We start from the raw sequence: 23,049 nt of genomic DNA, 5'->3' as shown, positions 1-23,049 counted from the left end.
TCAGTTGCGGGTTGTGATGTCGCTCGCCTGCCCGTAGCGGACGAGGCGGATGCGAGCATTCTGCGGGCTTTCCTGCTCCAGCAGGAAAGCGGCATAGCCGGGCGAGCCGGGCACGGAATCGCTGAGCGAGCGCAGAGAGAGGACCAGACGGTCGGCCATCCGCTGGGCCGCGGTCAAAGCCTCGGCCTGACTGGGGTCGACCTCGATGGTGGCGGTTGAGCCGACCACGACGCGCTCGCCGTCCTTGTCCTCGACGGTCTGGTCGATCGCGAGGACCCGCAGGTTACGCAGGACCGTCTCGGTATCGACGCGACCGCTCTCCAGCTGCCGTGACATGATGACGTCGACATGGTCGTTGGGCAGGATGAAGCCGCCCGCCGATGTATCGGCCGCGATCTGGATGGCAATGGCGCGCTTGCCGCTCGGCAGGATCGCGGACATGAAGCCGCGGTCGGACTTGACGAGCTTTGCCTCGCGCACCGGTTCGCCGGCAAAGAAGCTCTGGCGCGCCACGGAGCCCTGGAGCTCGGCGATTGCGTCGGGCCGCGCCTCGCGGCGGATGAGCGTGTCGCCCACCCCGTCCGCAGGCCAGTTCTGCCAGGCGAGCACCGCATCAACCGGCGCGCCCATCGGCACGTCCTTTGCGGTGACGAGCACCTCGGTCAGACGGATGGCCGGCTCGGACGGTGCGTCGGCGAGAAGCACCGGCTCGGGCGACGGAGCGGTCATCTGGAGGGCGACGAAACCGGCGCCGGCCGCTGCGAGTATTGCGACCCCGAAGACCGCCACGCGCGCTAGGCTCATCGTGCTTCTCGCTCCACCTGACCATACGTCAATCCGACGATGCCGGTTATGGAGCGCAAACCCTCAATGTATGGTTAACGAAGCCCTACACCTTTGAACGTCGCCTTTTAGTCGACGCAGGATTGCCACAAGCTTCAAAGGCCGAGCGACTGCCCCCACCTGCCCGTCAGGAAAACCGCGATCGCCGCCGAACCAAGGGCGACGCCGTAAGGGATGCCGACGGAAGGCGTCAGCAGGCGGTCGAGGAAGACGAGGCCGGTCGTCGGCTGGCGCACGGCGCGTGCCACAAGGATGAACAGCGTCAGCGCGCCGCCGATCAGCGAGGCGAAGAGGAGGTAGTTCGAGAGATCCTGCGTCGGCCCGAACCATAGCGCGGTCGCGGCGATCAGCTTGGCGTCGCCACCACCCATCCAGTTCAGCGAGAACAGCGCGAAGGTGAGCGCGAGCGCGAGCGCGCCGGTCAGCGCATGGACGCCGATCTCGGTCGAGGAAAGACCGTAGGCGAGTGCCGCGAACGGAAAGACGGCCGCCAGCGCGAGACAAAGACGGTTGGAAATGGTCATCGAAGCGATGTCGGACGCCATCGCCCAGAACATAAGGAGGATGAAGGCGAGCGCGATAAGCATGTGAGAGCCGGGTCTACTGGGTCAGCGCGTTCACGACTTCCCCGTAGCGAAAGTCGAGATTGTCCCCTAGCGACACTGCGACCAAGACGATCGCTCCGCTTATAAGGGCGCAAATGAGGCCGTATTCGATGGCGGTCGCGCCAGAGCGATCCCTGGCAAAACGACATGGCGCAAACCCGCCATGCATAAAGCTGCGAGACGAAGGGCGGACAGAGGACACATCCGATAGGCTTCGGCGTGACATGGGAATCATCCCCCTTTTCTCGCAACTACATGAGCCGCTTTGATTGAGCACCGGAAGGCGCGAGCTGCTGCAAGCAAACTCACGCCCACCGGACCGTGCTACGCCACGTATATGCTTACTCGGCGCGGCCCTCTTGGATGCCGTCGCGAACGTCGCCGAACGCACCGGCGATCTCGTCGCCGATCGTAACGGCGGCACCGATGATGCCGACGGAGATCAGAGCGGCGATGAGGCCGTATTCGATGGCGGTGGCGCCCTTCTCGTTCTTACGGAAGCGAGCGAAAAGCTTGGACATTGGGAACTCCTTACAGTCCGGTTTGTAAATCAACTCCCGACGACCAATCCTGTCGTTCGGATGGCCTGACTTTAGGGAACCGCCCTTCGAAAACGCTTAAAGGATATCCTTTATAGAAGATAAAATCGCAACAGGCCGAAGTACGGTTAAGCAAGACGGAAGTCTTTTCGTTAAATGCTGCTTAATTGCTTCCGATCTAATGTGGCGCCGTTTCATTCAATCAGGAAGGCACATCGCGCGATGATCCGCACCGCCCTCGCCGCCCTTCTCCTCACGGCGTCCGTGCAGGCCAACCCAGCGTTCGCGCAGGATGCGGCGCTTTCCGTCTCGATCGATCATGCAAAGGTCCTGAAGATCGATCGTGCAGCGGAGACGATCATCGTCGGCAACCCCTCCATCGTCGATGTAACGGTCCATGATGCACATACGCTCGTTCTCACCGGGCGCTCCTACGGCGTGACCAATCTCGTGGTGCTGGACGCGCAGGGCGATGCGGTGATCGACGAAGCCGTCTCGGTCGGTAGCGTCGAGACGGCTTCGGTGCGCGTTTATCGTCAGGCGCAACGCTCGACCTACTCCTGCTCACCCCATTGCGAGCCGACGGTCACGATCGGCGACAGCGATAGCGCGTTCGGAGCAGCGGCCGGCCAGTTCGGGGTCCGCGAAAGTCTGGCCCGCAACGCCGCCCAGTAGCGCCGCCATTGCAGGCACCCCTGGCCGCGTGGCACTAACGCCGTTTTCCCGGGGAGTGCCGCAATGGCCCGCGCGATCCTGATGGTGCTTGATTCCTTCGGTGTCGGCCGCGCGCCTGACGCCGCCGCCTACGGCGACGAAGGCTCCGACACGCATGGTCACATCCGCGCGGCCGCAAGCGAAGGAAAGGCCGATCGCGAGGGCCTGCGTAGCGGGCCGCTCGACGTGCCGCATCTCGACGCCCTCGGCCTTGCCCGCGCGGGCGGCCTAAAAGGCCCCGAGCCGCATGGACTGTGGGGCACCGCCGCTGAAACCTCGAAGGGCAAGGACACACCGTCCGGCCACTGGGAGATCGCGGGCGTGCCCGTCACCTTCGACTGGGGCTATTTCCCGGAAGGCGAAGAAACCTTTCCGCCGGAGCTGATCGCCGAGCTTCTGGACGCCGGCGACCTGCCGGGCACCCTCGCCAACCGCCACGGATCGGGCACGCAGGTGATCGCCGAGTTCGGCGAGGAGCACATCGCGGGTGGCAAGCCGATCCTCTACACCTCGGCCGACAGCGTGTTGCAGATCGCCGCACACGAAACGCATTTCGGGCTCGAGCGGCTGTATGAACTGTGCCTCGTGGCGCGTCGCCTCGTCGATCCCCTCAACATCGGCCGCGTCATCGCGCGCCCCTTCGTCGGCGAGACGACCGAAACCTTCAAACGCACCGCGAACCGGCGCGACTATGCCGTACCGCCGCCCGAACCGACGGTGCTCGATCGTCTGGTAGAGCGCGGCAGCCGTGTCATAGCGATCGGCAAGATCGGCGACATCTTCGCCCATCGCGGGATATCCGAGGTGCGCAAGGCGGCCGGCAACATGGCGCTGTTCGACGCCATGCTCGGCGCACTCGACGATGCCGAGGACGGCGACCTCGTCTTTGCCAACTTCATCGACTTCGATTCCGAGTTCGGACACCGGCGGGACGTCGCCGGCTATGCGGCCGCGCTGGAAGCCTTCGACGCGCGTCTGCCGGAACTCTTCGCCAAATTGCGCGACGCGGACCTTGCAATCATCACCGCCGACCACGGCTGCGATCCGACATGGCGCGGCAGCGATCACACGCGCGAACGCGTTCCCGTCCTCGCCTTCGGGCCCGGCCTCGCCCCACGCCCGATCGGAGACCGCGGGAGTTTCGCCGATATCGGCGAGAGCGCGGCCGCCCATCTCGGCCTGCCCCCCGGCCCGCACGGCAAGAGCTTCATCTGACAGGCTCGCGGAAGCCGGCCCCCTTGCACCGCGGGCGGACCGATGCCGGCAGATCGACCTGCCGCTCTGCACCTTGGCGCGCCGGGCGCCAGCGAATAGACAGGTTCCGCCTGAAATGGAGAATGCGCGCATGAACGGTGTCACCGTCGTCGATCACCCGCTGGTGCAGCACAAGCTCACGCTGATGCGCCGCAAGGAGACCTCGACAGCGAGCTTCCGGCGCCTCCTGCGCGAGATCTCGACGCTGCTATGCTACGAGGTGACGCGCGACCTGCAACTCACCACCATGCGCATCGAGACGCCGATCATGGAGGTGGACGCCCCGATCCTGGAGGGCAAGAAACTCGTCTTCGCCTCCATCCTGCGGGCCGGCAACGGCCTCCTCGAGGGCATGCTGGACCTCGTGCCGGCGGCCCGCGTCGCCCATATCGGCATGTATCGCGACCACGAAACGCTGGAAGCGGTGGAGTACTACTTCAAGGCGCCCGAAGACCTCGCCAACCGCCTCGTCATCGCGGTCGACCCGATGCTCGCGACGGCCAATTCCGCCATTGCGGCAATGGACAAGCTGAAGGAGCGCGGCGCGAAGAACATCCGCTTCCTGTGCCTTCTTGCCGCCCCGGAGGGTATTGAGCGCTTCCGCGCGGCGCACCCGGACGTGCCAGTGTTCACCGCCTCGATCGACGAGAAGCTGAACGAGAAGGGCTACATCGTGCCCGGCCTCGGCGATGCCGGCGACCGCATGTACGGCACGAAGTAGCGTCCGCCCGAAGCAGCGATCTTCACCGATCCGAAAGACAAAGGCGGCAGCCTCTCTTCCTGAAGAGGTGCCGTCCGGTGTCGAAATTCATCATCCTCGCGCTCAGTGCGGCCGTCGCCGCGCTTGCCTTTCCGCCGCCGACCGGCCGGGGAGAGCGCCCGCTGCCGCCCGAGACACCCGCGGAGCCGCCGGCACGTATCATCGAGGCCGGCGGCGAGGCGGAACGGCGCGATCAGGCCTCGAAGCGCGCGATCACCGCCGGGCGTTCGGTCGGGGCCGCGCCGAAGCGGTAGGCACCGCGCACGAAGGCCTCGGCCTTCTCGAAATCCGCGTCGCTGCGCGCATGGACCGAGCAGATGACATCGCCCTTCGACAGTTCGGTGCCCAGACCGGCGATGCGCGTCAACCCGACCGCATGGTCGACCGGGTCCTGCGGCCGGGTGCGCCCGCCGCCGAGCGCGACGACCGCAAGGCCGAGCGCGCGCGTGTCGACTGCGGCGATGACCCCACCCTCGTCGGCCACGATGTCGCGCACCAGTTCGGCCTTCGGCAGGTGTGCGTCCATCTTCTCCACGAAATCCGACGGACCGCCCAGCGCATGCACCATGCGCCCGAAGATCTCGGCCGCGCGCCCGTCCGAGAGGGCAGTGGTCGCCTTGGCGAGCCCTTCTTCTCGGCTTTCGGCAAGGCCGACCAGCGCCAGCATCTCGCCCGCGAGCGTCAGTGTGACGGCCTGCAGCCGCGGATCGCGATGCTCGCCGGTGAGGAAGCGAACCGCGTTGCGCACCTCAACCGCGTTGCCGGCGTCGCTCGCCAGCGCCTCGTCCATGCCGGTGAGAAGCGCGGTGGTCTTCAGACCCGCGCCGTTGGCGACCGCGACGAGGCTTTCGGCGAGCGCCCGCGCCTCGGCTTCCGTACCCATGAAGGCGCCCGAGCCGGACTTGACGTCGAGGACCAGGCCCTGAAGGCCGGCGGCGAGCTTCTTCGACAGGATCGAGGCGGTGATGAGCGGGATGGACTCCACCGTCGCCGTCACGTCCCGGATGCCGTAGAAGCGCTTGTCGGCGGGCGCGAGGCGCCCCGTCTGGCCGATGATCGCGCAGCCGATCTCGTCCGTCACCTTGCGGAACAGCGCGTTGTCCGGCGTGACCGAATAGCCGGGGATCGATTCCATCTTGTCGAGCGTGCCGCCGGTGTGCCCGAGGCCACGCCCGGAGATCATCGGCACCGCGCCCCCGCAGGCCGCGACGATCGGCGCGAGCATCAGCGAGACGTTGTCGCCGACGCCGCCGGTGGAATGCTTGTCGACGATCGGCCGGCCGATACCGGACCAGTCGAGAACGTCGCCGGAATCGCGCATGGCGAGCGTCAACGCCACCGTCTCGTCACGGGCAAGGCCGTTGAAGAAGACGGCCATCGCGAAAGCCGCGACCTGGCCTTCCGTCACGCGCTCGCCCTCGAAGCCCCCGATGAAGGCAGCGATCTCGGCCGGGTCAAGCGGCTTGCCGTCGCGCTTGGCTCGGATGAATTCCTGCGGAAGCATCGCCATCAGTAGGCGCTCCCGGTGCCGGCCGGGCGCTCGCCCGGCGCACGTTTTCCATCCGCCACGGCGAGAAGATCGGCGAGGACGCCGGAGGCGCCGATGCGGAAGGTCTCGGGCGTCGCCCAGCCCTTGCCCATCACCTCGTCGGCGAGATCGCGATAGGCCCGCGCATCCTCGAAGCTTCGGATGCCTCCGGACGGCTTGAAGCCGAGCGCGCGGCCGCTCTCATCCTGCAGGATCGAGCGCAGGAGGATGCGCGCGGCCGGCAGCGTGGCACTGGTTTGGGTCCTGCCGGTCGAGGTCTTCAGGAAGTCCGCCCCGCCATGCAGCGCGGAGACGGCCGCCACTTCGATGAGCGCCGGGTCGTGCAACTCGCCCGTCTCCAGGATCGCTTTCAACGTCACACCACCGATCGCCTCGCGGAGCTTCTCGACCTGACGGGCAGCGTAGCCGGGATCGCCGTCGATGCGGCGATAGGCGATGACGTAGTCGATCTCGTCGGTCCCGTCCGCGATGGCCTGCTTGGCTTCCGCGATCACGGCCTCGATGTCCTCGCCGCCATCGGGGAAGTTGACGACGGTCGCGAGCTTCATGCCGGCGGGAAGCCTGGCCTTGGCGTGCGCGACGAAGCGCGGCCAGATGCAGATCGCCGCGACGTTACCGTGCGGCGTCTGCGCCCGCTCGATCAGCGCGTCGACATCGGCCTCACTCGACCCGTCGTTGAGGTCGGTGAGGTCGAGGCAGGCGATCAGCGCGCGCGCCTCTTCGGCTGGATTGGTGTCGGTCATATCAGATGAACTCCGGCAGCGCTGCCTTGAGAATGCGGGCCAGCTTGGCGCCGCCCTGCGGCGCGATTTCCTTGGTCTCGTCATGAGACAACTCTTCACCGGTCATTCCGGCTCCGAAATTCGTCACGACGGACGCCGCGACGACGCGAAGGCCGAGGAAACGCGCCAGGATCGTCTCGGGCACCGTGGACATGCCGACCGCGTCGGCGCCGAGACGCCGCGCCATGCGCACCTCGGCCGGCGTCTCGAAGGACGGGCCGGAAAACCACATGTAGACGCCCTCGTGCATCGGCACGCCGGCCTCTTGCGCCCCGCGCACCATCGCCGCCCGCAGGTCCGGGTCGTAGGCGGTGGTCATGCCGGTGAAGCGCGCTTCGGAGCGTTCGCCGATGAGGGGGTTCAACCCGGAGAAGTTGATGTGATCCTCGATCAGCATCACCTCGCCCGGCGCGATGCCCGGGTTGACCGAGCCGGCCGCATTGGTCAGTGCGAGGATGTCGACGCCGAGATCGCGCAGCATCTCCAGCGCCGGGCGCATCGCGGCCGCATCGCCCGCCTCGTAGTAATGGACACGGCCGGAGAGGACGATCACCGGCACGCCGGCGAGCATGCCCGCGACGAGCTCTCCCGCATGGCCCGAGACGGCGCTGACCGGAAAGCGGGGGATGTCGGCGTAGGGGATGCGCACCGCGCCCTCCACTTCGCCCACCAGCGACCCGAGGCCCGAGCCGGCGACGAGCGCGATGCGCGGCGACAGCGCGCCGAGACGCGCACGCACGAGGTCTGCGGCCTCTCTCACGACACGGCGTCCTTCGGGAAGGCCTTGGGTAGGAGATCGCCGAGCGTCACCGTCTCGATCACGCCGTCCGATGCGTCGCAGAGGTGGACGAGCGTTTCGGGCGTGCCGAACTCGGCGAGCCGCTGGCGGCAGCCGCCGCAGGGCGTGCAGGCCCGCATCTTCGAGGCGACCACCGCCACCTCGGCGATCCGCCCGCCGCCGTCCATCACCATGTGGCCGATGGCGGTCGTCTCCGCGCACCAGCCTTCCGGGAAGCTGACCACCTCGATGTTGCAACCCGAGTAGAGCCTTCCGTCATGGGTGCGGATCGCCGCACCGACCGGAAAGTTCGAATAGGGCGCGTGGCATTTCGCCATCGCCCGGCGCGCGAGGTTGAAGAGGTCGTCGGACATCGGGTTTCAGCGTTCTTTCACATAGGGGACACCGCCGGCCTTCGGCGGGATCGCCTTGCCGATGAAGCCGGCAAGGAGCACCACCGTCAGTACGTAGGGCAGCGCCTGGATCGCCTGCGGCGGAACCTGGCCGACGAGCGGCAGCGCAATGTTCTGCGCACGGATGGCGAAGGCGTCGAGGAAGCCGAAGAGGAGGCAGGCGAACATCACCGGCACCGGCTTCCACTTGGCGAAGATAAGCGCCGCGAGCGCGATGAAGCCCTTGCCGGCCGTCATGTCGCGGTTGAAGCCCGCCGCCTGCACGATGCCGATATAGGTGCCGGCAAAGCCCGTCAGGATGCCGCAGACGATGACGGCGCGGTAACGCAGCCAAGGCACGGAGATGCCGGCCGTATCGACTGCCGCCGGGTTCTCGCCGACGGCGCGCAGCCGGAGGCCGAAGCGCGTGCGGAACAGCACCCACCACGAGATCGGCACCATGGCGAAGGCGATGTAGACAAGGACGCTCTGGCCCGAGATCACCTGCGAGTAGAGCGGACCAATCACCGGCACACTGGAAACCGCGTCCGCGAAGGGCAGCGTCACGTCGGAGAAGCGCTGCGTGCCCGACAGCGGTGGCGTGCGCCCGCCCTGCTCGAACCAGGCGCCGCCGAGGATGATTGTCAGCCCCGCCGCGATGAAGTTGATGGCGACGCCCGAGACGATCTGGTTGCCACGATAGGTGATGGAGGCAAGGCCGTGGACGAGCGCGAAGACCGTCGCCGCGCACACGCCCGCGAGAAGCCCGTAGAGGGCCGAGCCCGTCACGGCGGCAGCCGAGGCGGCGGCGAAGGCACCGATCAGCATCTTGCCTTCGAGCGAGATGTCGAAGACCCCCGAGCGCTCGGAGTAGAGGCCGGCGAGCGCCGCGAAGAGGAGCGGCGTCGACAGGCGGATGGTGGAATCGAGAAGGTTGAGGAAGAGCGCCGCGTCCATCAGGCCTTGTCCCCCGCGCCACTCGTCGCCCGCGGAGAGCGGAACCGAACCGCCTGGAAGGCCGTGCCGATGCCGGGCCGGAACATGTTCTCCATCGCGCCCGCAAAGAGGATCACGAGGCCCTGGATGATGACGATCATGTCGCGCGAGATCGTCGGCATGTCGAAGGCGAGCTCCGCCCCGCCCTGGTAGAGGACGCCGAAGAGAAGCGCCGCCGGCACGATGCCGGCCGGGTGGCCCCGACCCATCAGTGCGACAGCGATGCCGACGAAACCGGCACCGGCGGGAAAGTCGATCTGCAGGCGATACTGGTCGCCCATCACCGGGTTCAGCGCCATCATGCCGGCGAGCCCGCCGGAGATCAGCATGATGATCACCGTCAGCTTGACGCGATCCATGCCGGCGTAGCGCGCCGCGCTCTGGCTGTGGCCGAGGGTGCGGATCTCGTAGCCGAGGCGCGTGCGCCAGATCAGAAGCCAGACGACGAACGCGGCCGCCAGCGCGACGAGGAAGGTGACGTTGAGCGGAGAGCCGCCGAGATCGACGCCCATGCGCTCGAAGATCGGCCCGAGATGCGGCAGTTGTGCGCCCTCGGCGAAGCGGCGCGATTCCGGCTGCATGGCCTGCACCGGGCGCAGATGATTGACGATCAGGTAGACCATCAGCGCCGAGGCGATGAAGTTGAACATGATCGTGGTGATGACGATGTGCGAGCCGCGCTTGGCTTGCAGGATCGCCGGTATGAAGGCCCAGAGAGCGCCGAAGGTGGCAGACGCCATCACCGCCAGCGGCAGGTTGATCCACCACGGGAAGGTGCCGTCGAGATTGAGCGCGACGAAGGCGACGCCGAGCCCCCCGAGATAGGCCTGCCCCTCCCCGCCGATGTTGAACAGCCCGCCATGGAACGCCACGGCGACGGCGAGCCCGGTGAAGATGAAGTTCGTCGTGTAGTAGAGCGTGAAGCCGATGCCCTCGCCGTAGCCGAAGGCGCCGCGCAGCATCAGGCGCGCGGCCTCGACCGGGCTCTCGCCGACGGCGAGCACCACGAGGCCGGCGACGAGGAACGCGAAGACGACGTTGACGAGCGGGATGACGCCGTGGTCGACCCAGCCCGGCAGTTGCGTATAGGGGCGGCTCATGCCTGCGCTCCCTGCGGCGCGCCATGACGAGCGTGGGCCGGTGCCCCGCCGCCTGCGCCGGCCATCATCAGGCCGAGTTCGGCCTCCGTGGCGTCCGGTCCGCATTCGCCGACAATGCGCCCGTCGAACATCACGAGGATGCGGTCCGACAGGGCGCGGATCTCGTCGAGCTCGACGGAGACGAGGAGCACCGCCTTGCCCGCCTCGCGCATTTTCACGATGCGCCGGTGGATGAACTCGATCGCGCCGACGTCGACTCCGCGTGTCGGCTGGCCGATGAGAAGCACGTCGGGGTCTCGCTCCATCTCGCGCGCGAGCACGATCTTCTGCTGGTTACCGCCCGAGAAATTGGCGGTCTTCAGGTCGCAGGACGGCGGACGGATGTCGTAGGCTTCGATCTTGGACGCGGCCTCGCGGCGCATGGCGTCGATGTCGAGAAAGGGTCCGCGCCTGAAAGCCGGATCGCGGTGATAGCCGAGAATGGCGTTCTCGCACTCCGTGAAGGGTAGGACGAGACCCATGTGGTGCCGGTCCTCCGGCACATGCGCGAGACCCATCCGGCGAAGCAGCGAAGGGTCTCGCTCCGTCGTCGGGTCGAGCACCTTGCCGTTCAGCGTCACCGCGCCGCCGGACGCCCGCCGGATGCCGGACAGCGCCTCCAGCACCTCCGACTGGCCGTTGCCGGCCACGCCCGCGATGCCGACGACCTCGCCAGCCCGAACGTCGAATGAGACGCCCTGCGCCATCGTCACGCCGCGCGCATCCCGCACCGTCAGGTCCCGGACGGACAGGCGCACCTCGCCCGGCTGCGCCGCACCCTTCTCGACACGCAGGAGCACGCGGCGGCCGACCATGAGTTCGGCGAGTTCCCCGACATGCGTCTCGGCCGTCCTGCGCGTCGCCGCGATCTCGCCGCGCCGCATCACCGAGACGGCGTCCGTCACGGCCATGATCTCGCGCAGCTTGTGCGTGATGAGGACGATCGTCTTGCCCTCGTCCCGCAGGGCCTTCAAGACGCCGAAGAGCTGGTCGGCCTCGGCCGGCGTCAACACACCCGTCGGCTCGTCGAGGATGAGGATATCGGCGCCGCGATAGAGCGCCTTGAGGATTTCGACGCGCTGCTGCAGGCCGACGGGAAGCTCGCCCACCACCGCGTCGGGGTCGATGTCGAGCCCGTGCTCCCTCTGCAGGCGCAGGAGTTCGGCCCGCGCGCGGCGGATGCCCGGGCGCAGAAGGCCGGACTGTTCGGCACCGAGCATGATGTTCTCGAGGACGGTGAAGTTCTCGACCAGCATGAAGTGCTGGTGGACCATGCCGATGCCCGCCGCGATGGCCGCGTTCGGATCGGTGATCGAGGCCGCCTGGCCGTCGACGCGGATTTCCCCGGCATCGGCCTGGTAGAAGCCGTAGAGGATCGACATCAGCGTGGACTTGCCGGCGCCGTTCTCTCCGACGATCCCGTGGATCGTGCCCTTCTCGACGGTCAGGTTGATGTCACGGTTGGCGCGAACGGCCCCGAAGCTCTTGTCGATGCCGATGAGCTCGATCGCTGCCGCCATGAAGTCGCCCCCGGGATCCGTTTCCGCCAGACTATGTGCGGGCCGGCCGGTTGGCCAGCGCCGCGGAACACGCCGAGGTGGGCGTGCGCGGGACTTGCGCGAGGCGGCCGCCCCTGTCAACGCTCCACCCAAAGCCAATACGAGGCCATTTCATGTCGTCAACGCGAAGAGATCGCGCCGCCCCGCGCCTTCGGGCCACCCGAATGGCCGTGCAGATGGGGAGCTATGCCTCGTGAGCGGTGCGGATGCGGAAGGGCGGATCGTCGAACTTGAAGCCGCGATCGCCCATCAGGGCGTGGCCATCGAGGAATTGTCCGACGAGGTTCGCCGGCAGGGGCAGGTGATCGACCGCCTGGAGAAGACGCTGCGCGAACTCGCCGAGCGCTTTCTCGCGCTTGAGGACGTCGCGACTCCGCGCCCGGAGATCACGAAGCCACCGCACTACTGAAACGACGAAGGGGGGCTCGCGCCTCCCCTCCTCCGATGCCGGACCGCCGCGCTCAGTACGGGCAGGCACTGTCGGTGTAATAGTCGTGGACTTCCACGGTTCCGGCGATGATGTCGGCCTTGGCCTGTTCGGCCGCCGCGCGCATCTCCTCCGTGAGGAGGCTTTCGTTGTTCTCGTCAACCGCGTAGTCGACGCCCTCCTCGGCCAGCCCGAGAACCACGGTGCCGGCCGTCCAGCGGTCATTGGCGGCATCCTCGAAGGCCGCGAACACGGCGTTGTCCACGCGCTTGACCATCGAGGTCAGGACGTGGCCGGGATGCAGAGCGTTCTGGTTGGAATCGACGCCGATGCCGAACCTGCCGGCATCCGCGGCCGCTTGCAGCACGCCGATACCCGTCGCGCCCGCCGCGTGGAAGACAACGTCGGCGCCCTGGTCGATCTGCGAGCGCGTCAACTCACCGCCGCGCACCGGGTCGTTCCAGGCCGCGCCCGTCGTACCCGTCATGTTCTGGATCACGGTCGCGTCGGCATTGGCTGCCTTCACGCCGCCGGCATAGCCGCAAGCGAACTTTCGGATGAGCGGCACGTCCATGCCGCCGACGAAGCCGACGGTGCCCGTCTCCGACTTCATGGCCGCGAGAAGCCCGACGAGGTAGGAGCCCTCCTCCTCCTTGAAGAGGATCGAACGCACGTTGGGCAGTTCCACCACCGCGTCTACGATTGCGAACTGCAGGTCCGGGAATTCCGGCGCAACGGCCTCCACGGCCGCGGCCTGGGCGAAACCGACTGCGATGATCGGCGAGTGACCGTCGCGCGCGAAACGGCGCAGCGCCTGCTCGCGCTGCGCGTCGGACTGGATCTCGAAGTCGCGGTACCCGGTGCCCGTCTCTTCCTGGTAGCGCTCGGCGCCGACATAGGCCGCCTCGTTGAAGCTCTTGTCGAACTTTCCGCCGAAATCGTAGACGACGGCCGGGTTGATCTCGGCGGCGAGCGCGCTGCCGGCCGAAAGAAGCGTTGCGGTCATCAACCCTGCGAGGATGGTCTTCATGTCGGTTCTGAGATCCGTCGTTGATCGTGATCCGACACTGGCACGGCGCGGGCGGCGATGCAAAACGCGATGCATCGTCGCCCGAACCTCCTGCGTCAGGCGGCGACGCCCGTCCCGATCGGGCAGGAGACGCCCGTGCCGCCGACGCCGCAATAGCCGTTCGGCACCTTGGCGAGATACTGCTGGTGATAGTCCTCGGCGTAGTAGAAGGTCGGCGCATCGACGATCTCGGTCGTGATCCTGCCGCCGTGGCCCGCCGCCTCAAGCGCCTTCTGGTAGGTTGCGAGCGCGGCCTCGGCCGCCGCGCGCTCGTCCGGCCCGTCCACATAGATGCCCGAGCGATACTGCGTGCCGACATCGTTGCCCTGGCGCATCCCCTGCGTCGGGTCGTGGCTCTCGAAGAACAGCTTCAGGAGCCCGTCATAGGAGACGACCTCGGGGTCGTACACCACGAGCACCACCTCGTTGTGGCCGGTGCGCCCCGAGCAGACTTCCTCGTAGGTCGGGTTCGGTGTGTGACCGCCTGCATAGCCGACGGCGGTGGAGAGCACGCCGGGCGCCTGCCAGAACTTGCGCTCCACGCCCCAGAAGCAGCCTGCGCCGAAGAGCGCCGTGCGGCTGCCTTCGGGGAACGGACCTTGCAGCGGCGTGCCGTTGACGAAGTGGATCGCCGCGGTCGGAATCGGGGTCTGGCGGCCCGGCAGCGCGTCCTGCGCTGAAACCATCTGGGTCTTGCGTGTGAGAAGATCGAACAGCGACATGGAAGAACTCCCTTTGTGTTCGGCGTGTCTGGGTTCAGCGGTAGAATTCGGGCTCCGGCCGCCGGCGCCCGGCGAGGAGGAACAGGATCGCCAGGACAGCGAGCGACGGTGCGGCCGGCCATTGAGAGACGGTCTGCCACACGGTGCCGAGCGGCGGCGGCGCGCTCGTCCAGCCGGCGATGTCGACCAGCCCCGAGCCGGCCAGAAGCGCTGCTCCCTCGGCGACACTCGTCAGCCGGATCGTCTCTGCCGAGAGCGAACGCGCGATATCACCGATGGCGAAGACTGTGCCCGAGGCGAGAAGGAGGCAGCCGACGAGCCGGAAGAGAAAGGCGATCATGGACATCCTCTGCATGGCGCGCCGCGCGCCTATCAACTCGCTCCGCTGACCGAATGACGAAGCGTGCGAACGCGTCGTCCGCCGAGATCGCGGCGCCGATCGGAAAATGGGGCCGAGCCGTCCGCGACGCAAGCGAGCCGGCATGTATGCGGTGACTTCTCCCGGATCGGCGACTTGCCGCTTGAACCTGCCTTCGATCTGTCATAAGCCCACGGCCGTCCCGCCGGCCACAGCGCTGGCGGCGCGCCCTTGCCTGTGCGGCAAGCGGACGGAGGGGTGGCCGAGTGGTTGAAGGCGCACGCCTGGAAAGTGTGTATACGGGAAACCGTATCGCGGGTTCGAATCCCGCTCCCTCCGCCACTCCGGTATAAAACTGGGAACGCCGATTCCCGCCGATTTCCCTCCCTTAGCGGCTACCAGCGTCCTCAACAGGACGTTTTTGCTTCCTTTGATGTAGATCGCGTCATCCGCGACCTCAACGTGCTGGGCGAAGGCCCGGACGTGTTCCCGCCGATAGCCGCCCTTTCCAAGCCGGAGTCGCGTGCGTGCTTCGCTCGCCAGTTCCCGCACGGCTGCCCCTGTGAGGCGCTGGTGAGTTGAGCTTGCGAGCATGGCTTCGATCCGAGTGGCATCGGCCCGCGCCTGATCCCGAAGCGCCGTGAGGCCGGCGATGCGCTCGCCAAGGGAGGATTCGGCCGGGTCGAGCGAACCGGCTTCAATGGCGTCGTAAAGTCTCTTGAGGCGGTTGTCGGCCTCGGCCGCGCGATGGTTCAACTCGGCGATATGCTGGCTGCGCCGCTCGACGCCCTCCTGCCGGCGATCCAGAAGCGAGGCGAGCACATCTTCGATCCGCTCGGGGTCGAGTAGCCTTTCCTCGATATGGCTGACCACGATGCGGTCGAGCTTATCCATGGGGATTGCGCGGCCCTTGCAGCCGGTTTCGCCCTGCCGCGCCCGGATCGAGCAGGCATAGTAGCGATAGCGGCCGTTCTTGCCGGTGCGCAGCGTCATCGCACCTCCACAATTGCCGCAATGGCAAATGCCGGTCAGCAGGTTCGGGCCGCTGACCACGCGCGGCGGCGTCACCTTCGGGTTGTTGACCTTCAAGCGATTCTGCACGGCCTCGAATATCTCAAGGTCGATCAGCGGCGGCACCGCGACGGTGACGATTTCATCCTCGGGCTTCACTACGCCCTTGTTGGAGCGGCGATTGAAGCGATGCTCGCCGATATAGGTGCGGCGGGTCATCACACGGTGAAGCTGGCCGATGCCCCAACGCCCGCCGTTGCGGGTAAACATGCGGTGCTTGTTCAGATAGTTGACGATGTTTTTGACGCCCATAGGGCCGGAAGTGCCGTCACCTTCAGATGCAAGACGGAAGATCAGCCGCACGGTGTCAGCATGGAGCGGGTCGATCTCCAGCTTCTTCTTCATCTTTGCGCCGCGCTGCTCGGCATCGACAACGCGGTAGCCGATGGGCGGCAACGAGCCGTTCCAGAAGCCTTGCCGGGCGTTCTCCTTCAAGGCCCGCAAGACGTGCTTGCCGTTCTCCTTGGACTGGTATTCGTCGAACAGCGCCATGATCTGCCGCATCATGACGTGCATGGGATCGTCGCCCATCTCCTGCGTGATGGACACGAGCTTAACGCCGTTCTTGGCGAGCTTCCTGACGTTGAACTCCAGCTCGAAGTGATCGCGGAAGAAGCGCGAGAAGCTGTGAACCACCACCACGTCGAACGGCGCGGGCCTGCTGGTGCCGGCCTCAATCATCCGTTGGAACTCGGGGCGGCGGTCGTTGGTCGCAGATGCTCCGGCTTCCACGAAGGTTTCGACAAGTTGGTAGCCACGCGAGGCGCAGTAGGCTTCGCCCTGCTTGCGCTGGTCGGGGATCGACACGTTATGCTCGGCCTGCCGCGTCGTTGACACGCGCAGGTACAGCGCGGCGCGCAAGGCGACATGAGGACTTTGCATATTCATAGCGCGTCTCCTTTCGCGGCCCGGCGCTCGATCAGCGGCAACTCCAGCGCCACGCGATCATGCAACACCTTCGGCATGAGCCTCCGGCCCTCGCCGGGCTCCATCCGGATCAGGCCATAGTTCGCCATCGTCTTGAGTGTTCGGGATAGGCTCGGCTTGGTCCGCCCCGTGATCCGCGACAGTTCCTCCAGCGAGCCGGGCGACTGCTCGTCGATGACGCGCAGCAACTCGCGATTCCCGCTGGAAAGAATTTGCGCAAAGGATTCCGTTGACGTGAACCATACCTTGGGATCGTCGGGCGCAGGTTTTTCCTCGCCGTTGGCGACCCGCATGGTGCGGGCCTTCATTTCTTCATAGTCGGCAATCCCGACTTTCAATGTGGTCATGTTACGCCTCGCTCCTTCATCACCGCGTCCACCGCCTGCCAGAAGTCGGCCAGTAGCGTGGCCGCGTCCTCGTAGGCGTAGGGCTTCACGGTCTGGAGGCGGTGCCGATGGTCCATCGGCTCGCCCCTCCTGCCTCGGCCAACCGGATGGGCGTTATCGAAACCGACTAGCCGTTCGCCCGAAGGCCCGTGAAGCGTGAGCGAGTAATCGAGGCCGTGCGGCTTCTCCGGCGATGCCGGAACGCGGGTGACAACGAACTTCACCCAATGGCCGCCCTCGGGGTCGATAACGAGCACCTGTCCGTCGAGGCCCAGAAGCGTGTCGAGGCTCGGGGCACGATCCTCGCTCATGGCTTAATGTTGCCATCTGATGTTAACTCCTGCAAGCCCTGACTGTCAGAATCGGCGTCGATGGGGCCGAACAGCCGGTCCAGAACGTCGCCGAAATACCGCTCAAAGATTTGCAGTTCTTCCTCGGTGATCGGCACCTTCTCGGGCCAGTCGTCGAAGACCGGCAGCGTCTCAACATCGACGATGCGAAGCGGCGACCTGCGGCGTTCCCGGCCGTCTGGCGTGGGTTCGTCGGCATAGTCGAACAGATCGTCAGGAAGTGTTACGGGGACCGGGTGTCGCGGTCGCCCTTTGCGGGCGCGGCGGCGCTCTGCGCACATGGAATCCTCCTTGGTTGTGGTGGATTCCGGGGCGCTATACGCCCCGGAATTAAGCGAACCATGGAGGGCAGTCGGCGGCCTGTAGCGTGCCGCGTTTGCGCCTATGTGCTGGCGGCACCCCTCAATGCACAAGGCGCGAAGTCATGACGAAGATCTCGTCATTTCTTCCCTCAGCGCGGCCCAGGACAAGAGCGCATCGAGCGCCGGGCAAAGCGCCTGCCCCCATTCCGTTAGACAGTATTCGACCTTGGGCGGCACCTGATGATGAACGATGCGGCGCACGATACCGTCGCCTTCCATCTGGCGAAGCTGCTGGATCAGCATCTTTTGCGATACGGCCGGAATCGCCCGTTCAAGGTCCGAAAACCGCATGACATTGCCGCCGAACAGGTGGAACAGGATAATCAGCTTCCACCGGCCTTCGAGCAGTTTCAGCACGTTTTCGACGCCTTCGGCCGCCGTCTCACGCGTGTGCTCAACAGGCTTACTTTTAGGTGAGTGCCTTACTTTTTCGTCTGTTCTTGTCATCTGTGCAGGTTAGGGCGATTTAAGTCAGGAAACAACACATCAGGAGAATGCCATGCCGATCACCCTGCCGGGGCCGGTCGCGGCCTATTTTGCCGCCGATCAGAACGGCGGCGATGCCGTCGCCCTTTGCTTCACCGAAAACGCCATCGTCATCGATGAGCGCCAGACTTATGCTGGCCGCAACGCAATCCGCCGATGGAAGGCGGAATCTTCCGCGAAATTCAGCTACACGACCGATCCTTTCGCAGTGAGCGAGGAAGACGGCTCTACCGTGGTGATAGCGCATGTTGCCGGGGATTTTCCCGGCAGTCCGGTCGATCTCCGCCATGCGTTCGTGGTGGAAGGCAACCAGATCGTGCGGCTGGAGATCACGCCATGAGCTTCGATCTTGGTTTGACAGGCGCGCGCGCCTTGGTCACGGGCGGGACGAAGGGCATCGGTGCGGCTGTGGTCGATGCGCTGCACGAGGCTGGTGCGCGCGTAGTGACGACCGCGCGCAGCGTGCCGGACGGTTCGAAGGATGATGTTCACTACATCGCAGCCGACATTACGACTGCCGAAGGCTGCGCGACGGTGGCAGCCCGCGTGCTCGACCGTCTCGGCGGCGTGGACGTGATCGTGCATGTGGTCGGTGGTTCGGCCGCACCGGGCGGCGGGTTTGCCGCGCTGGACGATGCGGAATGGTCGAGGGAGTTGAACTGGAACCTCATGCCGGCCGTGCGCCTCGACCGTGCGCTGTTGCCTGATATGATCGCGCGGGGTTCGGGCGTCATCGTGCATGTCACCTCGATTCAGAACCGCCTTCCGCTCCCGGAATCCACGACCGCCTATGCGGCCGCGAAAGCCGCCCTTTCCACCTACAGCAAGAGCTTGTCGAAGGAAGTCGCGCCGAAGGGGGTTCGTGTGGTGCGGGTTTCTCCCGGCTGGGTGGAGACCGAGGCGGCGGTAGCGATGGCCGAGCGCTTGGCCGAACAGGCGAGCACTGACTATGAAGGCGGTAAGCAGATCATCATGGACTCGCTCGGCGGCATCCCGCTCGGCCGCCCGGCAAAGCCGGCCGAGGTTGCCGATCTGGTCGCTTTCGTCGCCTCCCCACGCGCAGGTTCAGTGACGGGCACAGAGCTCGTCATAGACGGCGGCACGGTTCCGACTGCTTAACAGGAAAGGCCCCAAGCAAGCTTGCCGTTCGTTTCCGTGGAGACCGACTATTTTGTCAGTTCTGCTATCCGGAAATTGAGTTTCCTCGCTCCCGCCGTGCCTTGGCGAACCCTCGATCCGTGGCGATGAATCGCTCCAGCATGGGCGCGATCAGCCTTATGGGATCGGCGGCAGGCTGGCCCGTCTCACGGGCGAGCACCTCGGCATAGGCGACCAGGTCGCGGTGAAGCGGCGCGGGCAACTCCACCGTTACCTTGACAGGCTTGTCGTCGGGCAGCGGGCCGAGTTTCAGCTTGGTCATGGTCAACCTCCTGCCGGCTCGAACACAAGGTCGCGGGTAACGATGATCCTGACCGGGAAACCCGGCCGAATGGTAAGCGTCGGGGCGACCTGCAACTGGCGCTGGACGATCTGCTGGCCCGCCTGATTGACGGTATCCTGTGCCCCGTCGCGGATGGCGCGGATCAGGCGGTCCTCCTCGCTGGTCGCCAGCTCGGTTCCGACTGCGAGCAGCGTGGACAGCCCTGCGGCCTTCATCAGATCCCACCAGTGGTAGTCAACACCATCCTCAAGCCCGGCATAGCCGCTGGCGTCCGCGCCCGGCAGGCGCTCCAGAACGATGGAACGGCCGCCCGGCAGGATCAGGCGGTTCCACACCAAGAGCACGCGGCGCTGGCCGAAGGTCACACCATCATCGTATTGGCCGATGATCCTCGTCCCCTGCGGGATCAGAAGCAGCGAGCCGGTCGGGCTGTCATAGACGTTCTCCGTCACCTGCGCGGTGATCTGGCCGGGCAGATCGGAACGGATGCCGGTGATGAGCGCGGCCGGGATCACGGCCCCGGCCTGAAGGATGTAGGGCGAAGCCGGCGGCGCGACGCGATCCGGGGCGACCGTCTGCCGGTCCACGGGTCCATTGAGAAACGCGCCGTGGCGATCCTGTGTCACGGGCTGCCCGCCGAGGCCAAGCCCCGCGAGGCCGGGCATGGCCGTCCCTGCCGGCGCTCCCGTGCGCGGGCCTGACTGGAAGAATACGTTGCTCAAGCGCGCGGCCTCTTCCTCGGCCCTGCGGCGTTCTTCTTCGGGATCGACGGCGGGCGTCGCCATGACGGGGGGCGCGACCGGCTCTCCCCGGTTCTGCGCGTCGAGGATCGGGCGGCCAAGATCGCCCGGCAGCGCCGGCCCTAAGACAGGTCCGGTATAGTCGCGCGGCAGGCCGGACAGGCCGTCCGCCGTGGGCCGGTTTTCGGTCGAATAGAGTTCTTCGCCGCCCGGCCCGGCATCGCGGGTCTGGAGCGCATAGATCAGTGCGCCGCCGATGCCGAGAAGCGCGACGGCTCCGACGCCTGCCAGCATCTTGCGGGACAGGCGGGTGACGCGGGGCGGCTCGGCGCGCAGGCGCATGGGCGCGGCGGTATCGGTGATGGTGTTGTCGGTCATGACGGGGTGTCTCCGGTCGCGCTGGCGGGCTGCGCGGCGGCGGCCTGCGTCGGGTTGGCGCGGACAATCCTGACGACCTGCTGGCGGTTGCTGCTGCCAAGGCGTAGCTCGGCCGCGCCGAACAGACGATCCACGATCAGGACATTCTGATGGATGCGGGAATTGACGATCTGCGGCTCGCCGTTCGATCCAAGCACGAAAATTGGCGGCATCTCGCCCTGCACGATCCCGGCCGGGAAGACGACATAGACGCGCCTGCCATCGTCGAAGACGGAAACCGGCCGCCATGGCGGACTGTCGCCGGTCAGGCCGTAGCGATAGTTCCGCGCGGCCTCGGCCGGAATGACGGGCGCGGCCGGAACGCTCTGGCGTTGCCCGGCAGGCGGTGCGGGATAGGCCCAGGCCACGGCCGGCATGTAGAGCGAGTCCCGCGCGCGCAGCTCGATCATGTAGGTGCGCCGGTCGGTGGTGACGACAAGGTTGGTGGAAATGTCCGGCCGCGTCGGCTTCACGAGGATATGGACACGGCGGTTTGCACCGCTGCCGCTCTCGGTGTCGCCGATGATCCAGCGGGCGGTGTCGCCGGCCGCGATCGGCCCCGCGCCTGTCAGGCTTTCGCCCGGCTCCAGCGCAATGGTGGTGATCTGCCCGACTGCGGCATAGACCTGATAGAGCGCGCCTTCCGACCACGGATAAATCTGGATGGCGTTGTAGTAGCCTTCCCGGCGCGGCTCGACGCGGGCGGCGGCATTGGCGTTCTCGACGCGGCCGGTCGGCGTGCCTGCGGCGGTGCCGCCGCGCGCCACGGTCCATGCCGGCGGCACATGCAGCGGCCGGGGCGTGTTGTCGGTTGCCGCCGCATGCACGGTCGGCAGCGGCGGCACGCTGGCGTCGTAGCTCCATTGCTGGGTGCGATTGGTGGCGCAGCCGGCCAGCATCGTCGCCGAAAGCAGCACGGCCGCGATTGTCGGGGTGCGGGTGATCGTCCTCATTGGCTCATCTCCCGCGACCATGAAATTGCATTGACGTAGATTCCCAGCGGATTGGCGCGCAGGCGTTCGGCGTCGCGCGGCGGCTGGATGACGATGGTGAGGATGGCCGTCCATCGTTCGGTCGTGGAAAGCTGGCCGTTCTCGAAATGGCGTTCCGTCCACGCAACGCGGAAGCTGGTGGGGGATGCCCGAATGACGCTCGACACCTCGACGGCAACCTGCTGACGGCCGACCTAGTGAAGGGTCGGCAGATCGAGTTCTCCTTTTGGCCGTCACGGGCGGGGCGGCTGCACAGGGGCATTCAAAGCCGTCTTTTCGCACTCGATCCGTGGGCGATCATGCGCCAGACCGTGGAAAAAGAATGTCCGCAGCCGCGCTCGCGGCGTGACGAGGCCTTGGCGACGTTGGAACAGGCTGAGGACTTCTATGTGATGGGAACGGAACGCGGGACAGAGGCTGCGCAACCCCTCGCGCTATACTACAGCTACATGAACCTGTTGAAGACGTTTTGCCTCACTCGTGGCGCGCGCTCAACGTTCGATCAGGCTCAGCATGGACTTAAGGAACGCCTGCGGGCAAGCCGCCGTGAACTCGTGGACGCCTACCTTGTGGCCGACCAGACCACCGCCGCCCGCGCTCAGAACTTCGACGAATTATATGGCGTGCTCACCGGCGCGCACTTGCTAGGGCAAGCAAATTACGACCTGCCTGCTCTGCTTCCTCAAATCCTACCGGGGCACCGTTTGTGGGCGCAGGCGTCCGGCAAGGTTGAGCGGTTCATCGCCATCCACGAACTGCAATTCTGGCACGACGCGGCGGCGCATACGCTCTGGCTGCGCATCTATCTCCAAGCAGATGACCTATCCCGGCTCAATGTTAGCCATGCTCGCTTGCTCGCAGAATCAGGCCTCGGAGCTGCCTTCCGGGAGGTGCAGTCGGATGTGCCAGGCCAGATTTGCCTTGAGCAGACCGCGCCCCAGCCCTGTCCCAACAACTACCCGGCCGACCATATTCACCATGTCGTGGGGACAGTGCGCCCCAACATCTGGACTACCGTGTCGTCCATTCCACCTTATAGGCGATACTACCTTTATCTGTGTCCGCCCGCCGAATTGCCTCACCGTCTCCCACAACTTCTCTCGATGTACGCCGTCACCTTCTATTTAGGCTCGATAACAAGGTATCGCCCGCACCATTTCGACGCTCTGCTGCAGGGCGCTTTCGGACCTCGCGTGCGGGATTTCGTGACCGGTCAGCCGCTTCAATTTCTTTATCTAATGGCATCGGAGATGGCGCGCCGTGACGTCGCGAAGCCGAGCATCCTCTGACTGTTTAGGACCATACCGAAGGTGTTTCATGGCCGCGCCTATGGCATCCGGCATGTTTGGGAAGAGATTATCCGCCATCCTCATCAATCGCGGATCCTTGAA

At 66.1% G+C, this 23,049-nt stretch carries 28 protein-coding genes, 1 tRNA gene and 2 pseudogenes; 8 read left to right on the top strand and 23 right to left on the bottom strand.

Annotated features, from left to right (window positions below; translation table 11 throughout):
- The 4 genes from cpaB to H1343_RS04260 form a co-directional block, all read right to left on the bottom strand.
- Window positions 1-804 (bottom strand): Flp pilus assembly protein CpaB, encoded by an 804-nt coding sequence (gene cpaB / locus H1343_RS04275; RefSeq protein ID WP_185984699.1) that lies wholly within the window; start codon window positions 802-804, stop codon window positions 1-3.
- Between the two features lie 134 nt (window positions 805-938).
- On the bottom strand, window positions 939-1,430 hold the full coding sequence (locus H1343_RS04270; RefSeq protein WP_185984698.1) for an A24 family peptidase: 492 nt from the start codon (window positions 1,428-1,430) through the stop codon (window positions 939-941).
- Window positions 1,431-1,443: 13 nt separating this feature from the next.
- Complete coding sequence (locus H1343_RS04265; RefSeq protein WP_185985476.1) at window positions 1,444-1,617, bottom strand: Flp family type IVb pilin; 174 nt, start codon at window positions 1,615-1,617, stop codon at window positions 1,444-1,446.
- Window positions 1,618-1,789: 172 nt separating this feature from the next.
- The gene (locus H1343_RS04260; RefSeq protein ID WP_185984697.1) at window positions 1,790-1,969 is read right to left on the bottom strand and encodes a Flp family type IVb pilin; all 180 of its coding nucleotides are present in this window, start codon (window positions 1,967-1,969) and stop codon (window positions 1,790-1,792) included.
- Between the two features lie 240 nt (window positions 1,970-2,209).
- Here H1343_RS04260 and H1343_RS04255 point away from each other — a divergent pair, with 240 nt between their 5' ends.
- From H1343_RS04255 to upp, 3 genes are all read left to right on the top strand, one after another.
- Window positions 2,210-2,662 carry a pilus assembly protein N-terminal domain-containing protein gene (locus H1343_RS04255; protein ID WP_185984696.1) on the top strand — a complete coding sequence of 151 codons (453 nt, stop codon included), beginning with the start codon at window positions 2,210-2,212 and terminating at the stop codon, window positions 2,660-2,662.
- 63 nt (window positions 2,663-2,725) lie between these two features.
- Window positions 2,726-3,916 carry a phosphopentomutase gene (locus H1343_RS04250; RefSeq protein ID WP_185984695.1) on the top strand — a complete coding sequence of 397 codons (1,191 nt, stop codon included), beginning with the start codon at window positions 2,726-2,728 and terminating at the stop codon, window positions 3,914-3,916.
- Window positions 3,917-4,046: 130 nt separating this feature from the next.
- Window positions 4,047-4,676, top strand: a complete 630-nt coding sequence (gene upp / locus H1343_RS04245) for a uracil phosphoribosyltransferase (protein WP_185984694.1) — start codon at window positions 4,047-4,049, stop codon at window positions 4,674-4,676.
- A gap of 232 nt (window positions 4,677-4,908) precedes the next feature.
- Here the strand turns inward: upp and deoA are convergent, their stop codons facing one another.
- Genes deoA through H1343_RS04210 form a run of 7 tightly spaced genes read right to left on the bottom strand, consistent with a single transcriptional unit; the run spans window position 4,909 to window position 11,871 of the window.
- Window positions 4,909-6,219, bottom strand: a complete 1,311-nt coding sequence (deoA, locus tag H1343_RS04240; RefSeq protein ID WP_185985475.1) for a thymidine phosphorylase — start codon at window positions 6,217-6,219, stop codon at window positions 4,909-4,911.
- 5 nt (window positions 6,220-6,224) lie between these two features.
- Entirely contained in the window at window positions 6,225-7,007 is a 783-nt protein-coding gene (deoC, locus tag H1343_RS04235) for a deoxyribose-phosphate aldolase (protein WP_185984693.1), read from the bottom strand.
- A 1-nt stretch (window position 7,008) separates the two neighbouring features.
- A complete protein-coding gene (locus tag H1343_RS04230) occupies window positions 7,009-7,806 on the bottom strand; it encodes a purine-nucleoside phosphorylase (RefSeq protein WP_185984692.1) in 798 nt (265 codons plus the stop codon).
- On the bottom strand, window positions 7,803-8,198 hold the full coding sequence (locus H1343_RS04225) for a cytidine deaminase (protein WP_185984691.1): 396 nt from the start codon (window positions 8,196-8,198) through the stop codon (window positions 7,803-7,805). The genes H1343_RS04230 and H1343_RS04225 overlap by 4 nt, the downstream gene beginning before the upstream one ends.
- 6 nt (window positions 8,199-8,204) lie before the next feature.
- A complete protein-coding gene (locus H1343_RS04220; RefSeq protein WP_185984690.1) occupies window positions 8,205-9,173 on the bottom strand; it encodes an ABC transporter permease in 969 nt (322 codons plus the stop codon).
- Window positions 9,173-10,312, bottom strand: coding sequence for an ABC transporter permease (locus tag H1343_RS04215; RefSeq protein WP_185984689.1), 1,140 nt, complete (start codon window positions 10,310-10,312; stop codon window positions 9,173-9,175). Before H1343_RS04215 ends, H1343_RS04220 begins: the two co-directional genes overlap by 1 nt.
- The gene (locus H1343_RS04210) at window positions 10,309-11,871 is read right to left on the bottom strand and encodes an ABC transporter ATP-binding protein (RefSeq protein WP_185984688.1); all 1,563 of its coding nucleotides are present in this window, start codon (window positions 11,869-11,871) and stop codon (window positions 10,309-10,311) included. Before H1343_RS04210 ends, H1343_RS04215 begins: the two co-directional genes overlap by 4 nt.
- 232 nt (window positions 11,872-12,103) lie before the next feature.
- Between H1343_RS04210 and H1343_RS04205 the strand changes: the two genes are divergently transcribed.
- Window positions 12,104-12,319 (top strand): SlyX family protein, encoded by a 216-nt coding sequence (locus H1343_RS04205; protein WP_185984687.1) that lies wholly within the window; start codon window positions 12,104-12,106, stop codon window positions 12,317-12,319.
- Window positions 12,320-12,371: 52 nt separating this feature from the next.
- On the opposite strand, the gene H1343_RS04200 is transcribed toward H1343_RS04205, so the two are convergent.
- From H1343_RS04200 to H1343_RS04190, 3 genes are all read right to left on the bottom strand, one after another.
- The gene (locus tag H1343_RS04200; protein ID WP_185984686.1) at window positions 12,372-13,367 is read right to left on the bottom strand and encodes a BMP family lipoprotein; all 996 of its coding nucleotides are present in this window, start codon (window positions 13,365-13,367) and stop codon (window positions 12,372-12,374) included.
- A gap of 95 nt (window positions 13,368-13,462) precedes the next feature.
- Complete coding sequence (gene msrA / locus H1343_RS04195; RefSeq protein ID WP_185984685.1) at window positions 13,463-14,128, bottom strand: peptide-methionine (S)-S-oxide reductase MsrA; 666 nt, start codon at window positions 14,126-14,128, stop codon at window positions 13,463-13,465.
- A gap of 34 nt (window positions 14,129-14,162) precedes the next feature.
- Window positions 14,163-14,468, bottom strand: coding sequence for a hypothetical protein (locus H1343_RS04190; protein ID WP_185984684.1), 306 nt, complete (start codon window positions 14,466-14,468; stop codon window positions 14,163-14,165).
- A 270-nt stretch (window positions 14,469-14,738) separates the two neighbouring features.
- Here H1343_RS04190 and H1343_RS04185 point away from each other — a divergent pair.
- Window positions 14,739-14,828: transfer RNA gene (locus H1343_RS04185), tRNA-Ser, on the top strand.
- A gap of 576 nt (window positions 14,829-15,404) precedes the next feature.
- Here the strand turns inward: H1343_RS04185 and H1343_RS17135 are convergent.
- The 5 genes and pseudogenes from H1343_RS17135 to H1343_RS04160 form a co-directional block, all read right to left on the bottom strand.
- A pseudogene (locus tag H1343_RS17135) lies at window positions 15,405-16,439 on the bottom strand (recombinase family protein); the annotation flags it as partial.
- Between the two features lie 2 nt (window positions 16,440-16,441).
- Window positions 16,442-16,831 carry an HVO_A0114 family putative DNA-binding protein gene (locus H1343_RS04175; protein ID WP_185984683.1) on the bottom strand — a complete coding sequence of 130 codons (390 nt, stop codon included), beginning with the start codon at window positions 16,829-16,831 and terminating at the stop codon, window positions 16,442-16,444.
- Window positions 16,828-17,181 carry a toxin-antitoxin system TumE family protein gene (locus H1343_RS04170; protein WP_185984682.1) on the bottom strand — a complete coding sequence of 118 codons (354 nt, stop codon included), beginning with the start codon at window positions 17,179-17,181 and terminating at the stop codon, window positions 16,828-16,830. The genes H1343_RS04175 and H1343_RS04170 overlap by 4 nt, the downstream gene beginning before the upstream one ends.
- Entirely contained in the window at window positions 17,178-17,501 is a 324-nt protein-coding gene (locus H1343_RS04165; protein ID WP_185984681.1) for a hypothetical protein, read from the bottom strand. The genes H1343_RS04170 and H1343_RS04165 overlap by 4 nt, the downstream gene beginning before the upstream one ends.
- A 141-nt stretch (window positions 17,502-17,642) precedes the next feature.
- Complete coding sequence (locus tag H1343_RS04160) at window positions 17,643-18,029, bottom strand: winged helix-turn-helix transcriptional regulator (protein ID WP_185984680.1); 387 nt, start codon at window positions 18,027-18,029, stop codon at window positions 17,643-17,645.
- A gap of 52 nt (window positions 18,030-18,081) precedes the next feature.
- On the opposite strand from H1343_RS04160, the gene H1343_RS04155 reads away from it, so the two are divergent.
- Both H1343_RS04155 and H1343_RS04150 read left to right on the top strand, forming a co-directional pair.
- A complete protein-coding gene (locus H1343_RS04155; RefSeq protein ID WP_185984679.1) occupies window positions 18,082-18,408 on the top strand; it encodes a nuclear transport factor 2-like protein in 327 nt (108 codons plus the stop codon).
- Entirely contained in the window at window positions 18,405-19,187 is a 783-nt protein-coding gene (locus tag H1343_RS04150) for an SDR family oxidoreductase (protein WP_185984678.1), read from the top strand. Before H1343_RS04155 ends, H1343_RS04150 begins: the two co-directional genes overlap by 4 nt.
- 64 nt (window positions 19,188-19,251) lie before the next feature.
- Here H1343_RS04150 and H1343_RS04145 read toward each other — a convergent pair whose 3' ends face one another.
- The 4 genes and pseudogenes from H1343_RS04145 to H1343_RS04130 all read right to left on the bottom strand — a co-directional run.
- Window positions 19,252-19,488 (bottom strand): DUF2274 domain-containing protein, encoded by a 237-nt coding sequence (locus H1343_RS04145; protein WP_185984677.1) that lies wholly within the window; start codon window positions 19,486-19,488, stop codon window positions 19,252-19,254.
- 2 nt (window positions 19,489-19,490) lie between these two features.
- Entirely contained in the window at window positions 19,491-20,627 is a 1,137-nt protein-coding gene (locus tag H1343_RS04140) for a TraB/TrbI/VirB10 family type IV secretion system protein (protein ID WP_185984676.1), read from the bottom strand.
- Window positions 20,624-21,619, bottom strand: coding sequence for a P-type conjugative transfer protein TrbG (gene trbG / locus H1343_RS04135; RefSeq protein WP_185984675.1), 996 nt, complete (start codon window positions 21,617-21,619; stop codon window positions 20,624-20,626). Before trbG ends, H1343_RS04140 begins: the two co-directional genes overlap by 4 nt.
- Window positions 21,616-21,852 (bottom strand): annotated as a pseudogene (locus H1343_RS04130) (VirB8/TrbF family protein); the annotation flags it as partial. The pseudogene H1343_RS04130 and the gene trbG, both read right to left, overlap by 4 nt.
- A gap of 105 nt (window positions 21,853-21,957) precedes the next feature.
- Between H1343_RS04130 and H1343_RS04125 the strand changes: the two are divergent.
- Window positions 21,958-22,947 carry a YaaC family protein gene (locus H1343_RS04125; RefSeq protein ID WP_185984674.1) on the top strand — a complete coding sequence of 330 codons (990 nt, stop codon included), beginning with the start codon at window positions 21,958-21,960 and terminating at the stop codon, window positions 22,945-22,947.
- Window positions 22,948-23,049: the final 102 nt, after the last annotated feature.

It is taken from the genome of Aureimonas mangrovi (genome assembly GCF_014058705.1).
Lineage (GTDB): Bacteria > Pseudomonadota > Alphaproteobacteria > Rhizobiales > Rhizobiaceae > Aureimonas > Aureimonas mangrovi.
This window is presented reverse-complemented; position numbering and strand designations above follow the sequence as displayed.